At 70.1% G+C, this 15,369-nt stretch carries 14 protein-coding genes; 10 read left to right on the top strand and 4 right to left on the bottom strand.

Annotated elements, in window-relative coordinates; all coding sequences use genetic code 11:
• Nucleotides 1-4 precede the first annotated feature (4 nt).
• Complete coding sequence (locus tag BW990_RS02895; RefSeq protein ID WP_083950441.1) at nucleotides 5-3,451, top strand: efflux RND transporter permease subunit; 3,447 nt, start codon at nucleotides 5-7, stop codon at nucleotides 3,449-3,451.
• Nucleotides 3,452-3,515: 64 nt separating this feature from the next.
• Here the strand turns inward: BW990_RS02895 and BW990_RS02900 are convergent, their stop codons facing one another.
• The gene (locus tag BW990_RS02900) at nucleotides 3,516-4,328 is read right to left on the bottom strand and encodes a protein-disulfide reductase DsbD domain-containing protein (protein WP_076444786.1); all 813 of its coding nucleotides are present in this window, start codon (nucleotides 4,326-4,328) and stop codon (nucleotides 3,516-3,518) included.
• Between the two features lie 124 nt (nucleotides 4,329-4,452).
• Between BW990_RS02900 and BW990_RS02905 the strand changes: the two genes are divergently transcribed.
• Nucleotides 4,453-5,028 carry a YqgE/AlgH family protein gene (locus BW990_RS02905; protein WP_076444788.1) on the top strand — a complete coding sequence of 192 codons (576 nt, stop codon included), beginning with the start codon at nucleotides 4,453-4,455 and terminating at the stop codon, nucleotides 5,026-5,028.
• 97 nt (nucleotides 5,029-5,125) lie between these two features.
• Here the strand turns inward: BW990_RS02905 and BW990_RS02910 are convergent, their stop codons facing one another.
• A complete protein-coding gene (locus BW990_RS02910) occupies nucleotides 5,126-6,061 on the bottom strand; it encodes an L-threonylcarbamoyladenylate synthase (protein WP_076444790.1) in 936 nt (311 codons plus the stop codon).
• A 154-nt stretch (nucleotides 6,062-6,215) separates the two neighbouring features.
• Here BW990_RS02910 and BW990_RS02915 point away from each other — a divergent pair, with 154 nt between their 5' ends.
• The 4 genes from BW990_RS02915 (at nucleotide 6,216) to BW990_RS02930 (ending at nucleotide 9,829) form a co-directional block, all read left to right on the top strand.
• Complete coding sequence (locus BW990_RS02915) at nucleotides 6,216-7,913, top strand: acyl-CoA dehydrogenase (RefSeq protein ID WP_076444792.1); 1,698 nt, start codon at nucleotides 6,216-6,218, stop codon at nucleotides 7,911-7,913.
• The gene (locus tag BW990_RS02920) at nucleotides 7,910-8,953 is read left to right on the top strand and encodes an MBL fold metallo-hydrolase (protein WP_076444794.1); all 1,044 of its coding nucleotides are present in this window, start codon (nucleotides 7,910-7,912) and stop codon (nucleotides 8,951-8,953) included. The genes BW990_RS02915 and BW990_RS02920 overlap by 4 nt, the downstream gene beginning before the upstream one ends.
• 98 nt (nucleotides 8,954-9,051) lie before the next feature.
• A complete protein-coding gene (locus BW990_RS02925) occupies nucleotides 9,052-9,186 on the top strand; it encodes an aa3-type cytochrome c oxidase subunit IV (protein ID WP_076444796.1) in 135 nt (44 codons plus the stop codon).
• Nucleotides 9,167-9,829 carry a hypothetical protein gene (locus tag BW990_RS02930; RefSeq protein ID WP_327213816.1) on the top strand — a complete coding sequence of 221 codons (663 nt, stop codon included), beginning with the start codon at nucleotides 9,167-9,169 and terminating at the stop codon, nucleotides 9,827-9,829. Before BW990_RS02925 ends, BW990_RS02930 begins: the two co-directional genes overlap by 20 nt.
• Nucleotides 9,830-9,922: 93 nt before the next feature.
• Here BW990_RS02930 and BW990_RS02935 read toward each other — a convergent pair whose 3' ends face one another.
• Nucleotides 9,923-10,249 (bottom strand): AzlD domain-containing protein, encoded by a 327-nt coding sequence (locus BW990_RS02935; RefSeq protein WP_076444798.1) that lies wholly within the window; start codon nucleotides 10,247-10,249, stop codon nucleotides 9,923-9,925.
• The gene (locus BW990_RS02940; RefSeq protein WP_076444800.1) at nucleotides 10,249-10,959 is read right to left on the bottom strand and encodes an AzlC family ABC transporter permease; all 711 of its coding nucleotides are present in this window, start codon (nucleotides 10,957-10,959) and stop codon (nucleotides 10,249-10,251) included. Before BW990_RS02940 ends, BW990_RS02935 begins: the two co-directional genes overlap by 1 nt.
• A gap of 55 nt (nucleotides 10,960-11,014) precedes the next feature.
• Between BW990_RS02940 and BW990_RS02945 the strand changes: the two genes are divergently transcribed.
• From BW990_RS02945 to BW990_RS02960, 4 genes are all read left to right on the top strand, one after another.
• A complete protein-coding gene (locus BW990_RS02945) occupies nucleotides 11,015-11,905 on the top strand; it encodes a formate dehydrogenase accessory sulfurtransferase FdhD (RefSeq protein ID WP_076444802.1) in 891 nt (296 codons plus the stop codon).
• A gap of 73 nt (nucleotides 11,906-11,978) precedes the next feature.
• Nucleotides 11,979-12,611 (top strand): molybdenum cofactor guanylyltransferase MobA, encoded by a 633-nt coding sequence (gene mobA, locus BW990_RS02950; protein ID WP_076444804.1) that lies wholly within the window; start codon nucleotides 11,979-11,981, stop codon nucleotides 12,609-12,611.
• Nucleotides 12,608-13,111 carry a molybdopterin-guanine dinucleotide biosynthesis protein B gene (mobB, locus tag BW990_RS02955; protein ID WP_076444806.1) on the top strand — a complete coding sequence of 168 codons (504 nt, stop codon included), beginning with the start codon at nucleotides 12,608-12,610 and terminating at the stop codon, nucleotides 13,109-13,111. The genes mobA and mobB overlap by 4 nt, the downstream gene beginning before the upstream one ends.
• Complete coding sequence (locus BW990_RS02960) at nucleotides 13,108-15,216, top strand: molybdopterin-binding protein (protein WP_076444809.1); 2,109 nt, start codon at nucleotides 13,108-13,110, stop codon at nucleotides 15,214-15,216. Before mobB ends, BW990_RS02960 begins: the two co-directional genes overlap by 4 nt.
• Nucleotides 15,217-15,369: the final 153 nt, after the last annotated feature.

The raw sequence follows: 15,369 nt of genomic DNA on the forward strand, positions 1-15,369 counted from the left end.
GCCGATGGCGCGCGCGCCCGATCCGGTGGCCAACCGCAATTCCGTCGGCGGGTCCGGCAGCGGGCCCGCGCGCGGCCCGGCCCGCGTCTTCGGGCTGTTTTCCTATTTCGTGCGGCACCGGACGCTGGCGAACCTGCTTCTGGTGCTGATGCTCGCGGCGGGCGCGCTGGCGATCCCCAACATGCGCGCGCAATTCTTCCCCGACGTGATCGTCGACGAGATCGACATCTCCGTGCGCTGGGACGGCGCCGGGGCGGAGGATATCGACCAGGCCATCGTGCAGCGGCTCGAGCCCGCGCTGCTGGCGGTCGAGGGGGTCGAGGCGAGCCGCGCCCGGTCGCGCGAGGGGATCGCGTCCATCGAGCTCGAATTCGAGCCCAACTGGGACATGAGCCGCGCCACCAACGACATACGCCAGGCCATCGACGCGGTGAACGACCTGCCCGAGGATGCGGAGGATGCGGAGATCTCGCGCTCGGCATGGTTCGACCGGGTGACGGACGTGGTCCTGACCGGCCCCATCGCGGCGGAGCAGCTGGCGAATTACGCCGATCTCTTTGTCAACCGGCTCTTCGCGGCGGGGGTGACGAACACCACGATCCGGGGCCTTGCCGCGCCGCAGACCATCGTCGAGGTGCCCGCGACTATGCTCATCGCGCATGACATCACCCTGCGCGAGATCGCCGCCGCCATCGGCGCCGAGGTCGATGCCGACCCCGCGGGCGAGGTCGAGGGCGCCAATGCGCGGGTGCGCACCGGGGCCGAGAAACGGCAGGCCGACGAGATCGAGGGCATCGTCCTGCGCTCCAACCCCGACGGGACCGAGCTGCGCGTGGGCGACGTGGCGCAGATCCGCATCGAGGGGGTGACCCGGGAACGCAGCTATTTCGTCGGCGAGAACCCCGCCATGTCGATCCGCGTCGACCGCACCGCGCGGGGGGATGCCATCGGGATCCAGCGGCAAGTCGAGGAGATCGCCGCCGAGCTGCAGGCCGAGATGCCCGAGGGCGCCACCATCGACCTCATCCGCACGCGGGCCGAGGCGATCTCGGGGCGGCTCGACATCCTTGTCGACAACGGCTTGATGGGGCTCGGGCTGGTGGTGCTGCTGCTGTTCCTGTTTCTCAATGCCCGCATCGCCTTCTGGGTGGCGGCGGGCATTCCGACGGCGATGCTGGCGGCGGTGGCGCTGATGTACGCCGCGGGGATCACCTTCAACATGATCTCGCTCTTCGCGCTGATCATCACGCTCGGGATCGTCGTCGACGATGCCATCGTGGTGGGCGAGCATGCGGACCACCTGTCGCGGCGCGGCTACGGCCCGGCGGAGGCGGCGGAGCGCGCGGCGGCGCGGATGGCGCTGCCGGTCTTCTGCGCCACGCTGACCACGATCATCGCCTTCTGGGGGCTGGTGGTGATCGGCGGGCGGTTCGGCGACCTGATCCGCGACATCCCCTTCACGGTGATCGCGGTGCTGACCGCGAGCCTTGTGGAATGCTTCCTGATCCTGCCCCATCACATGCGTCACGCGCTGGCCCATGCGGACAAGCGGCATTGGTACGACGCGCCGTCCCGCGCCGTGAACCGCGGCTTCCGCTGGGTCCGGGCGCAGCTCTTCCGCCCTCTGATCGCGGGCGTCATCGCCGCGCGCTACGTGGTCATCGCCGCGGTTGTGGCGCTGCTCGCGAGCCAGGCCGCGCTGCTGATCCGCGGCGACGTGACCTGGCGCTTCTTCAACGCGCCGGAGCAATCCTCCGTCACCGGCAATTTCGCCATGGCGCCCGGTGCGACGCGGGCGGACAGCTACGCCCAGATGCTGGCCATGCAGGCCTCGGTCGAGGCGCTGGCGGCCGAGTACGAGGCGGAATACGGGCTGAACCCCGTGGCCTACGTGCTGTCGGAGATCGGCGGCAATTCGGGCCGCGGGCTGGCGGGCACGGACGGCAAGGATGCCGACCAGCTGGGCTCCATCGCGATCGAGCTGATCGAACCCGATCTCAGGCCCTATTCGTCCTTCAAGTTCGTGGGCGACCTGCAGGAGCGCGTGGAGCGCCACCCGCTGGCCGAGACGGTCAGTTTCCGCGGCTGGCGGTCGGGCCCGGGGGGCGACGCGCTCGACGTGCAGTTCTACGGCGCCGATGCCGCGACGCTGAAGGCCGCCGCCGAGGATCTGAAGGCGCAGCTCGCGCAATATCCCGAGGTCTCGGCACTCGAGGACGATCTGGCCTATGACAAGGACGAGCTGCGCCTCGAACTGACCCCGCAGGGCCGCGCACTGGGCTTCGACATCGCCATGCTGGGCCAGACGCTCCGCGCGCGGCTCGGGGGCGTCGAGGCGGCGAATTACCCGGTCGGGCCGCGCTCGGCCACCATCCGCGTCGAGTTGCCGGAGGACGAGCTGACGGCGGATTTCCTCGAACGGATGCAGCTGCGCACGCCCGAGGGCGCCTATGTCGCGCTTGCGGATATCGTCGAGGTGGAGCGCAGCGCGGGCTTCTCCACCGTGCGGCGGGAGAACGGCATCCGGCTCGTGTCGGTCAACGGCGATCTGTCGGAGGACGATCCGGCCCGCGCCGCAGATATCATGGACGCGCTGGAGCAGGACATCCTGCCCGCCATCGCCGCCGAGCGGCAGGTGGATTACCGCCTGTCAGGCCTGTCCGAGCAGGAGGACCAGTTCCTGTCGGATGCGGCGCTGGCGCTGATGATGGTGCTGCTGGGAATCTACATCGTGCTGGCCTGGGTCTTCGCCAGCTGGTCGCGGCCGCTGGTGGTCATGGCGATCATCCCCTTCGGCCTCGTCGGCACGATCTGGGGGCACAACGCCTGGGACGTGCCGATGAGCATGTTCACCGTGGTGGGCCTTCTCGGCATGACCGGAATCGTCATCAACGATTCCATCGTGCTGGTCACGACCATCGACGAATACGCCGCCGAGCGGGGCATCCGCCCGGCCATCATCGACGGCGCGGCGGACCGCCTGCGCCCCGTCCTGCTGACCACGCTGACCACGGTGCTGGGCCTTGCGCCGCTGCTCTACGAGGGATCGAGCCAGGCGGAATTCCTCAAGCCCACGGTTATCACGCTGGTCTTCGGCCTCGCCTTCGGGATGGTGCTGGTGTTGCTGGTGGTGCCGGCGCTGCTGGCCATCGGCGAGGACCTGGCGCGCGCGAGGTCAAGCCTGATGCGCGGGCTGCGCCATCCCCGCGGCGGCATCCGCGCGGCGCATGGCGCGGGCATGGCGCTGGTGCTCGGCTGGCTCGGGGCGACGATGGGCTGGGTCGCTGCGACGGGCGCGCTGCCCGCGCCGCTGGCCGCGCTGTCGCCGCTGGGGCCGGGGCTCGCCGGGGCCTATGCGCTGTTCATTGCAGGGATCGGGATCGCGGTGCTGCTGGTCTATCTGGGTGCGGCCCTGCGCATGGCGCGGGCCGGGCGGGCCGGACAGACCTGACGGGCACGCCGCGCCGCCGCCGCTTCACGCGCAGATGGGACAGCAGCGCGCGATCCGTCCCGGCTCAGCCGCTGCAGCCCGACAATTCCACCGCGTGCTGCGTGCCCAGCACGGTGAAGGTCAGCGCACCGCGATCGAGCGCGAAGGGCTTGCGCTCCATATGCACGATCCGGGTCGAGGCGATGAGCGTATCGCCCTCGCGGCGGCTTTCGGGCTCTGCCACCCAGAGGAAGGGATTGCCGGTCTCCACCACAACGTCCTCGCGCGCGCCGGCGGAGGCCATGTCGATCCGCGCGGTCAGCGACAGCGCGCCATTGGCACCGGGTGCGATCTCGCAGCGGATGCGGGCGCCGCCGATCTCGTCGGCGGTGAAGGGCCGGTCGGACAGGGCGGCGGCGATGCGCGGGTCGCGCGCGGTACCCGCTTCGGGCAGGCGGCCCGAGAAGCTGAGCGCATGCGGCAGGCAGACATCCTTGCAGATGCCGAGCTGCATGTCGCCCTTCAGGACCACGTCGCCATCGCCCGAGGGCCGGATCGCCAGCGGCAGGACCAGCTCGTTCATGTAGCCGATGGAGCGCATGCCCGCCTGATCGAACACGTCCGGGCGCGGCCAGATCACCGACACACCCGCGAGGTTCCGCGAACCGCGCCAGCCGAATTCGGGCGGAATGCCCGCATCGCCGGGGGCGCGCCAATAGGTCTTCCAACCCGGGGCGAGCGTCAGGTGCAAGGCGGCGATATGGGTGCCGTCGTCGCGCCGCCAGCCGGGGCGCAGTTCGACCCGGACGATGTCGTCGAACTCGCCCGCCCTGAGGGGGGCGGTGGCGATAGGCAGCGCGGCGATCAGCGCGAGGGCGAGGCAGAGAAGACGCAACATGTCCCGATCTCTGCCCCTTTGACGGCGAAATGGAAAGTCACGTCTCGCTGAACGCGCTGACACATTGGATTGCTTGCACGGGCGCGCGCGCGCGGTCATGGTAAAGCCGATGCAAGGACACCCCATGCCCGAGAGCACCCCATCGACCGATCTGACCGGCCGCATCCTGATCGCGATGCCGGGCATGGGCGATCCGCGGTTCGACCGCGCGGTGATCTATCTCTGCTCGCATTCGGGCGAGGGCGCGATGGGCCTCATCATCAACAAGACCGCGCCGGGGCTCAGCATGGTGGCGCTTCTGGAGCAGCTCGATATCCCGCCGAGCCCGACCCTGTCTTTCGAGCCGGTCTTCTTCGGCGGTCCGGTGGAGACCGGGCGCGGCTTCGTGCTGCACAGCGCGGATGCGCGCGACGATCCCACCACGCTCAACATCAACGCCGATTTCGCCATGACCGCGACGCTCGATATCCTCGAGGAGATCGCGGCGGGGCAGGGGCCCGCGCAGCGTCGCATGTGCCTGGGGTATTCCGGCTGGGGGCCGGGCCAGCTCGAGCAGGAATTGCAGCAGAACGGCTGGCTGGTCTGCGATGCCGATCCGGACCTCGTCTTCGGCACGAAACCCGCGCAGATGTGGGAGGCGGCGCTGGGACGGTTGGGCGTCTCGGCCCTGATGCTGTCGGCGGAGGGCGGGCAGGCCTGAGCGCTGATGCGCAGCCGGCTCGCAATCCCGTCGCGCGGTATCCTTGCGGCCCTGGGCCTCTCCGGTCAGGTGCCATCCGCGGCGCGCGACCGAAGACTCAGCGCGGTGCGGCGGCGCGGCTGAGCCGGTCGTTGATCGCGATGCCGAGGCCCCGATGCGGCACCGGGGCGACGGCGATCACCGGTCGGCCCATCGCATCCAGCGCGTGCAGATGCGCAAAGAGGTTCGCGGCGGCCTCGGTCAGATCCTCGCGCTCCGACAGGTTCAGATCGCAGGGCATCGGCCCGAAACCGAGCGTGGCCTCGCCCTCTTCCCATTCCGCCGCGTTGAGCCGCATCGCCGCGCGCGGGGCGTAATGCGAGGGCGTCTGCCCGGGCGCCGAGATCGCCTCGGTATCGTGGCGTCGCGAGACGCGGGTGCCCAGCACCTCGGAGAGCGACTCGATGGCGATGCCGCCGGGGCGCAGCAGCGTGGGCCGGCCCGTGAGCCCGAGGATGGTCGATTCGAGACCCACATCGGACGGCCCGCCATCGACCACCGCCTCGATCCGCCCGTTGAGCGTGGCCAGCACATGCGCGGCCCGCGTCGGGCTGATCCGGCCCGACCGGTTTGCCGAGGGCGCGGCGATGCCGCCGCCGAACGCGCGCAGAAGCTGGCGCGCGACGGGATGGGCGGGCATGCGGATGCCGACGCTGTCGAGCCCCGCCGTGACCAGCGAGGAGACCCGCGCGCCGGGCCTCAGCGGCAGCACCAGCGTCAGCGGGCCGGGCCAGAACGCCGCCGCCAGCGCCTCCGCCGTCTCCGACCAGACCGCGAGTTCGCGGGCCTGCTCCAGCGTCGCCACGTGCACGATCAGGGGATTGAAGCTGGGCCGGTCCTTGGCCTCGAAGATGCGCGCCACGGCGATATCGGAGGCCGCATCGGCACCCAGCCCGTAGACCGTTTCGGTCGGAAAGGCGACGCGTCCGCCCGCGCGCCAGATCTCCACGGCGCGGGCAATATCGGCGTCGGCGGGCGTTAGACGTATCGTCACTCTGCGTTCCGCTCTTCTCGTGACGCCGCGTTTCGGTTGCCCGTTCCGGCCCGGCACGACACTTTCGGCTCAGCAGGCATCGGGTGCCCGCGCTTGGATAGGGCGCGGTGGTACGTCAACCGGACCCGATTGCCAAGATGCCCACGAGGACCCAATGCCCTATACCTCTCCTGTTTCCGATTTCCGTTTCCTGTTCGATCACGTGGTCGACCTCGCCCGGGCCACCGAGACCGAGCTTTACGCCGATGCGACGCCCGACGTGATCGAGGCGATCCTGACCGAGGCCGGCAAGCTCTGCGACGAGGTGGTGGCCCCCACACGCCGCGCGGGCGATACGCATCCGGCGGTTCTGGAGAACGGGGTCGTGCGCACCTCGCCCGGGTTCAAGGAAGCCTATCAACAGATCGCCGAAGGCGGCTGGGTGGCCATCGCCGCCTCGCCCGAGCATGGCGGGATGGGCCTGCCGCAGGCCATCGCCACCGCGGTCAACGACATGCTGTCGGCGGCGAACCTGTCGCTGCAGCTCTGCCCGCTTCTGAGCCAGGGCCAGATCGATGCGATCGAGGCGCATGGATCGGACGCGCAGAAGGCGCTCTACCTGCCCAAGCTGATCTCGGGCGAATGGACCGGCACGATGAACCTCACCGAACCGCAGGCGGGATCGGATGTGGGCGCCGCACGCGCCAAGGCCGAGCCCAACGGCGACGGCTCCTACGCGGTGTCGGGGCAGAAGATCTACATCTCCTGGGGCGATCACGACGTGGCCGAGAATGTCTGCCATCTCGTCCTAGCGCGTTTGCCCGGCGCGCCCGAGGGCACCAAGGGTCTGAGCCTGTTCCTCGTGCCGAAATACATCCCCGACGAGGACGGCACGCTCGGCGCGGCCAATTCCCTGCGCGTCGTCTCCCTCGAGGAGAAGATGGGCATCCACGGCTCGCCCACGGCGGTGATGGAATACGACCGCGCGACGGGCTGGCTCGTCGGTGCCGAGGGCGCGGGCATGAAGGCGATGTTCACGATGATGAACAACGCGCGGCTCGGCGTCGGCGCGCAGGGCGTCGGCATCGCCGAGGGCGCCTATCAGCACGCGTTGGCCTATGCGATGGACCGCAAGCAGGGCGCGACCGCCAGCATCGTCGATCACGCCGATGTGCGGCGCATGCTGGCCTCGATGAAGGCCGACATCTTCGCGGCCCGGGCGATCACGCTCGCCTGCGGCACCGCGATCGACATGGCCCGCGCCACCGGCGAACGGGACTGGGACGCGCGCGCCGCGCTGCTGACCCCGATCGCCAAGGCCTTCGGCACCGAGGTCGGGATGCGCGTCGCCGATGACGGCGTGCAGGTCCATGGCGGCATGGGCTTCATCGAGGAGACGGGCGCGGCGCAATATCTGCGCGACGTGCGCGTGACCGCGATCTACGAAGGCACCAATGGCATCCAGGCGATGGATCTGGTGGCGCGCAAGATGATGGATGGCGGCGAGGCGGCCTTCGCGCTGCTCGACGAGATCGAGGAAGTGGCCGAGACCGCGCGCGCGACCCTGCCCGATCTGGCCACCCCGGTCTGGCAGGCGACCGAGACGCTGCGCGAGGCGGTCGAATGGCTGGTCGCCGAGAGCAACATGAACGCGCGTTTCGCGGGCTCCGTGCCGTTCCTCATGGCCTTTGCCCGGGTGCTCGGCAGCTATTACCACCTGCGCGCCGCGATGGCCGAGCCCGAGGGCAGCCGCGCCCGCCTCGCGCGGTTCTACATTACCCGGCTTCTGCCCGAACATGCCGGGCTCATCGCCCATGCCCGCAGCGGGGCGGAGGATCTCTTTGCGATCACGCCCGACGATCTGGCGGCATGAGCCCCGCGGCGCGCGCCGGCATAAGATACCCCTGGGCCGAGCCGCCCGCCGAGGGCGCGGCCCTCGAGGTGGCGGAGGGCATCCTGTGGCTGCGCCTGCCGCTGCCCATGGCGCTCGACCACGTCAATGTCTTCGCCCTCGATGAGGGCGAGGGCTGGACGCTGGTCGATACCGGCATGCATTCGCGCCGCTCCGTCGCGCTGTGGGAGGCGATCCTCGCGGGTCCGCTTGCGGGCAAGCCCGTCACCCGTGTGATCCTGACCCATCACCATCCCGACCATGTGGGTATGGCGGGCTGGTTCCGCAAAGTGCATGGCGCGGAGCTCTGGACCACGCGCACGGCGATGCTGATGGCGCGGATGCTGACCCTCGACGAGCAGGCCGTGCCCACGCCCGAGACGCTGGAATTCTGGCGCAATTGCGGGATGGAGCCGCGCATCTACGCCGAACGCGAGGCGGGGCGCCCGTTCAACTTCGCCGACATGGTGCACCCGCTGCCGCTGGGCTACCGGCGGATCAAGGAGGGCGACGTGATCCGCGTGGGCGGGCGCGACTGGGATGTGCGCATCGGCAACGGCCATGCGCCCGAGCACGCCACGCTCTGGTCCCGCGACGACGATCTGGTGCTGGCGGGCGATCAGATCCTGCCCTCGATCAGCTCCAATATCGGCGTCTACGCGACCGAGCCGCTGGCCGACCCGGTGGGCGACTGGATCGAGGCCTGCGAACGGCTGAGCGATCATGCCCGGCCCGAGCACCTCGTGCTCGGCGGCCACAAGCTGCCCTTCACCGGCCTGCCCATGCGGCTGCGGCAGCTGATCGACAATCACCACGGCGCGCTACACCGGCTGCATCGCCATCTCGACGTGCCGAAACCGGCCACCGCCTGCTTTCCACCGCTCTTCAAGCGGCGGATCGGCGATTCGGAATACGGGCTGGCCATGGTCGAGGCGATGGCGCATTGCCTGCACCTCTGGCATGACGGGCGCGCGGAGCGGAGCATCGGCGAGAACGACGCGTGGCTCTTTCGCGCGATCTGACGCGGAAAGCGTCAACTGCGACTTCCGGTGCCCGTGACAGCCGCTTTCGAATCCGCTATCCCGCGAACAAATCGCGTCACTGGGAAGGAACGACCGAGATGGCTGAGCACAAGCACGGTGAGATGGACACGACCGAGCAGGAGAAGACCTTCGAGGGTTTCGTCAATTTCACGATCCGCACGGTGATCGTGATCCTTGTTGCGGTGGTGCTGCTTGCGATCTTCAACGGCTGATCCGGCCCCCATCGGTCACCGCATACGCGCCGTCGCGGCGGCACTGGGTCTCGCCGCCCTCGCGGGCTGCGCGACGAACCCCTCGGGCGTGCCGGATGCCAGCCCGGAGGCCGTGGCGCAGGCCGCCTATCGCCATGACGGCCCGCCCGCCATCACGCTCTACACCATGGTGTCGAACAATTCCGGCGCGGGCGCGCATTCGAGCCTGATGATCAACGCCTCCGAGCGGGTGATCTTCGATCCCGCGGGCAGCGTCCGGCATTCGCGCCTCGCCGAACGGGGTGATGTGCTTTACGGCGTCACGCCCGAGATCGCGCGCTTTTACGAACTGGCCCATGCGCGCGAGACCTATCACGTGGTCGTCCAGCGCCTCGAGGTCAGTCCCGAGGTCGCCGAGCAGGCGCTGCAGCTGGCCCGCACGAACGGGCGCGTGGCACAGGCCTTCTGCACCATGGCGACCTCCGGTCTTCTGCGGCAGCTTCCGGGCTTCGACGGCATCGGTCAGACCTTCTTTCCGCTGGGCCTGTTGGAGGATTTCGAACGCCTGCCCGGCGTCGAGACGCGGCGCGTCTACGACAATGACGGCGACGACAAATCCACCGCCATCGCCGATTTCGAGGCGGTGGCCGTGCCGGGCGGCTGATTTTTCGGGGCGGGTCCGGCGCGGCCTGCTTTTCGCGCCACGATCCGGTCGGCCTCGGATATCGGCGGAACTGCCAGGTCCGCGGGGACGCGCTCAGCTGAGGAAGCCGAGCCCCAGCACGAGGATCGCCGCACCGGTGCCCATCGCCGCCAGCACGTTCCTGGTGAAATAGGCCACGGCCAGCGTGGCGATGCCCGCGGTGAAGCGCACCGGCTCGAACTCGCCATCCGTGGCGCGCGGCCAGACCAGAAGCGGCGCGATCAGCGCCGGCAGGATCGCCACCGCCGTGTAGCGCAGGTGCCGCAGCAGCCAGGGCGGCAAGGGCCGGTCGCCGACCAGCCCCAGAAAGACGAAGCGCAGCGCGAAGCTGCCCGCGCCGAGGGTCAGGATCACCGTCCAGAGCGTGTCCGTGTCGATCATCACGCGGGCTCCAGCCCGAGGCGGCGTTCGGTCTCGGCGCCCGCGATCATACCGGCGATGCCGCCCACCATCAGGCCGAGATTGTAGGGCAGGCCCGCCGCCAGCAGCGACACCACCACGGCGACGAAGGCCGCGGCCATGTGCGCGGGGGTGCGCAGCATCGGCCCAATCATGGCCAGGAAGGCGATGGGCAGCGCGAAATCGAGGCCGTAGCCCGTCGAGATGCTCTCGCCCAGAAGCGCGCCCGCGACCGTGGCCACGTACCAGAACGGGCAGATCGGCGTCATCACCCCCATGAAATAGGCGAACCGCTGCGCCCGGGTCTGCTCAGGCCGCAATTCGTATTCTAGGATCGAGCAGGCATAGGTCTGATCGACGAGGAAATAGGCCACGAGCGCGCGCTTCCACAGCGGCAGGCCGCCGAGATAGGGTGTGATCGAGGCCGAATACATCGCCATGCGCAGGTTGATCGCCAGCGCGGAAAGGATCACGATGAGGGTGGGCGCCTGGTCCTGCATCAGCTGCAGCGCGGTGAATTGCGCGGCCCCCGCGATCACCACGACCGAAAAGGACAGCGCCTCGAAGACCGAAAGCCCCGCCTCGGTGGCCAGAACCCCGAACAGGAGGGCGAAGGGCACGATCACCAGAAGGAAGGGAAGGCCATCCTCGACGCCGCGCCGATAGCTTGACTTTGCCTCTCTGTCGGCCATCACTCTGCCCTCCGAACCACCCTGGTCTCCGGGCCTTAGTCCCCAGCGAAGGAAAGTGCAATTGTCCGACCAGACCGAGCCCGACAGCCCCTATCTGATCGCGCCCGACCCGGCCCGCGCGGGCCTGACGCGCGCCGTCACCGGCACCGACCAGACCGGCGCCGAGGTCACCATCCCGGTGGTGGAGGAGCGGCCCCTGACCATCTATCTCAACGGTCAGGAAATCGTGACGGCGATGACGATCGGCGATTACCCCGAATTCCTCGCGGTCGGATTCCTGCGCAACCAGGGCATGTTGGCCGATGGCGAGACGGTGACCGGCATCGACTTCGACGAGGAGCTTGAGACCGTCGTGGTGCGCACCGCCTCGGCCACCACCTTCGAGGAGAAGATGAAGAAGAAGACGCGCACCTCGGGGTGCGCGGTGGGGACCGTCTTCGGCGACATGATGGAGGGGCTCGAAGGGCTGACGCTGCCCGCGACCGAGGTGCGGGCCTCGTGGCTCTACGCGCTCGCGCACAAGATCAACACGACGCCCTCGCTCTATCTCGAGGCGGGCGCGATCCACGGTACGGTGCTTTGCCACGGCGACCGGCCGCTCGTCTACATGGAGGATGTCGGGCGGCACAACGCGGTCGACAAGATCGCGGGCTGGATGTTCCTCAACGGCGAGGATGCGGCGGACAAGATCCTCTACACGACCGGGCGGCTGACCTCGGAGATGGTCATCAAGACCGCGCTGATGGGCATTCCGGTGCTGGCCTCGCGCTCGGGCTTCACCGCCTGGGGGGTGGAGATCGCCCGGCAGGTCGGGCTGACCTGCATCGGGCGGATGCGCGGGCAGCGCTTCACCTGCCTTTCGGGCGAGGACCGGCTGATCCGCGACGCCGATCCGGGCAGCGTTCCGGACGAGGCCCGCAAGAGCCGTCGCAAGGGGGCGGCGTGACGGAATTTTCGCAAAATTCCGGGCAGAAAATGACCCATTTTCTGCCCCCGCCCGTGGTGGCGGAGCGCGCATCATGACCCTGCCGCCGGGGGTGATCCTCGCGGGCGGGCGCGCCACGCGGATGGGCGGCGGCGACAAGGGCCTCCTGCCGCTCGGCGAGGGGCGCCTGATCGACCGGGTGCTCGCGCGGCTGCGGCCGCAGGTGGGCGCCATCGCGCTCAATGCCAATGGCGATCCGGCACGGTTCGCCGATCTCGGCCTGCCGGTCATCCCGGACACGCTGGCGGACCATCCCGGCCCGCTCGCGGGGGTGCTGGCCGGGCTCGACTGGGCCGCGGCCACCGGCGCGGAGACCATCGTGACCGTCGCCGCCGACACGCCGTTCTTTCCGCGCGACCTCGTGGCCCGGCTGCAGGAGGCGGCGGCGGGCATGACCCATCCGCTGGTCCTCGCCGCCACCACGGGCGATGCGGAGACGAAAAGCCGCTCCCGCTCGGGCCTCATTCGCCACCCGACCTTCGGGCTCTGGCCGGTGGCGCTGCGTGACGATCTGCGTGCGGCCCTGCAGGACGGTCTGAAAAAGGTCGTGCTCTGGACCGAGCGGCATGGCGGGCGCGAGGCGGTGTTTCCCGGCGGCGATGTCGATCCTTTCTTCAACGTCAACACGCCGGACGACCTGGCGCGCGCGGAGGCGCTTCTGCCATGAGGCTTTACGGTGTGACCGGCTGGAAGAATTCCGGCAAGACCGGGCTGGTGGAGCGGCTGGTCGCCGAGCTCACCGCGCGCGGGTTCTCCGTCTCGACGGTCAAGCATGCCCATCACAGCTTCGACGTCGATCATCCGGGCCGCGACAGCTACCGCCACCGCGATGCGGGCGCGCGGGAGGTGCTGCTATCCTCGCGCAACCGGATCGCGCTGATGACCGAACTGCGCGGCGCCGAGGAGCCCGCGCTCGAGACGTTGCTGACACGCCTCGCGCCGGTCGATCTGGTGCTGGTCGAGGGCTACAAGCGCGACCGTCATCCCAAGATCGAGGCGCACCGGGCCGAGACCGGGCAGCCCTTGATCGCGCCCGGCGACGAAACGATCCGCGCCGTCGCCTCCGACAGCGCCCGTAGCCTGCCCGAGGGGCTGGCGCGGCCGGTCTTCGATCTCGACGACACCGGCGCCATCGCGGATTTCATCCTCTCCGAGGTTGGGCTTTGACCGGCTTCGACCGCATCGTCGTGGTCGACTGGTCGGCGCGGTCGAAGCCGTCGCCCGCAAGGCCCGCGCGGGACGCGATCTGGATAGCCGAGGCCCGGGGCGGAGAGATCGCCTGCCACTACCTGCGCACCCGCGCGGAGGCCGAGACCTGGCTCGCGGACGCGTTCGGACAGGCCCTCGCGGCGGGCGAGCGGATGCTCGCCGGGTTCGACTTCCCCTTCGGCTATCCGCGGGGCTTTGCCCGCGCGGTCACGGGGCAGGACGACCCGCTGGCGCTTTGGGCCGCCCTCGATGAACGGATCGAGGACGGGCCCGACAATGCCAACAACCGCTTCGCCGTGGCGCGCGCGCTCAACGGGCTCTTTCCCGGGGTGGGGCCGTTCTGGGGCTGTCCCCGCGCCGAGACGACGCCCGATCTACCGGAACGCGGCACCGACCGGAGGGACCACGGGCTGCCGGAGAAACGCGGCGCCGAGGCCGCCGTCGCGCGCGCGCAGCCCTGCTGGAAGCTCTTCACCACGGGCTCCGTCGGCTCGCAGGCGCTTCTGGGTCTGCCGGTCCTGCACCGGCTGCGGCAGCGCTTCGGGGCGGACCTGTCGGTCGCGCCCTTCGAGGCGCCCGAGACCCCCATCGTGCTGGCGGAACTCTTCCCCTCGCTCATCGCCAAGACCGTCGCGGCCGAGGCCGAGCCGGGCGAGATCAACGACCGGACGCAGGTCCGGGTTCTGGCGCGGGCGCTGTCGCGGCTGCCCGACCCCACGCTGGACGACTGGCTGCGCGAGGGCGATCCCGAGGAGGGCTGGATCCTCGGCCTCGGCCACGAGGAGGCGCTGTCGCGTGCCGCGCTGCCGCTGCGCCCGCCGCCGCTGTCGAACGATTGTTTTGCGCTGCCCGCAGGCGTGGACTGGACGCCGGTGGATGACGCGCTGGCGCTGCTGCGCGCCCGACTGCACCCGGTGACCGCCGAGACGGAGGTCGCGCTGGGCGCGGCCGAGGGCCGTGTGCTGGCCCGCGACCTGCCCGCGCTGCGGTCGAACCCGCCGCATCCCAACTCGGCGGTGGACGGCTACGGCTTCGCGGCGGAGAGCCTGCCCGAAGGCGATGCCGATCTGCCGGTGGTGCCGGGCCGCGCGGCGGCAGGCGCGCCTTTCGACGGGATCGTGCCGCCCGGGCACGCCCTGCGCGTGTTGACCGGCGCGGCGCTGCCGGATGGCGTCGACACGGTGGTGCTGGACGAGGATTGCACGCTGGGCGACGGGCGCGTTGCCTTTCGCGCGGGCACGCGGCGGGGCGCCAATACCCGCAAAGCGGGCGAGGATGCCGAGGCCGGCCAAGTCGTGCTGCGCGCGGGTCAGTGCCTGCGCCCGCCCGACCTCGCGCTGGCCGCCGCGGTGGGGCACGGGCGCCTGCCGGTGCGCGCGCGGCTGCGCGTCGCGGTCCTGTCCACCGGCGACGAGCTTTGCGAACCGGGCGGTCGTCCGGGCCCGGGCGGCATCTTCGATGCGAACCGCCCGATGCTTCTGAGCCTCGCGGCGCGCTGGGGCCACGAGGCCGTCGATCTGGGCCGGGTGCCCGACGACCGCGACAGCTTGCGCGCCACGCTCGACCGCGCCGCGGCGGAGGCGGATGTGATCCTGACCTCGGGCGGCGCGTCGGCGGGCGACGAGGATCACGTCTCGGCACTGTTGCGCGCGGCGGGCGCGTTGCAGGAATGGCGCATCGCGCTGAAACCGGGCCGGCCGCTGGCGCTGGGTCTCTGGCAGGGCGCGCCGGTCTTCGGCCTGCCGGGCAATCCCGTCGCGGCCTTCGTCTGCACGCTGATCTTCGCGCGCCCTGCGCTGTCGCTGCTGGCCGGGGCGGGCTGGACCGCGCCCGAAGGCTTCGAGTTGCCCGCCGCCTTTTCCAAGCGCAAGAAGCCGGGGCGGCGGGAATACCTGCGCGCGCGGATGCGGGATGGCCGGGCGGAGGTTTTCGCCTCGGAAGGATCGGGTCGCGTCTCGGGGCTGTGTTGGGCCGAAGGGCTTGTGGAATTGCCGGACGGACCCGCCGAGATCAAGCCGGGCGATCCGGTCCGCTTCCTGCCATACGGAAGTTTCGGGCTCTAGCCGCGTTGTCGGCGCGGGGCCGCGTTGTCTGCGGCGGCCCGCAGCCGCGCGCGACCATGCGTCGGCGCAGAACTCTGCCCATTTTTTAGAATTGTATGCAATTTTTGCATAAAGTTACGGCATACATCCTGTCTTTGCCCAACGCATCCCCCG

Source organism: Roseivivax lentus (genome assembly GCF_900156805.1).
Classification (GTDB): Bacteria; Pseudomonadota; Alphaproteobacteria; order Rhodobacterales; family Rhodobacteraceae; genus Roseivivax; species Roseivivax lentus.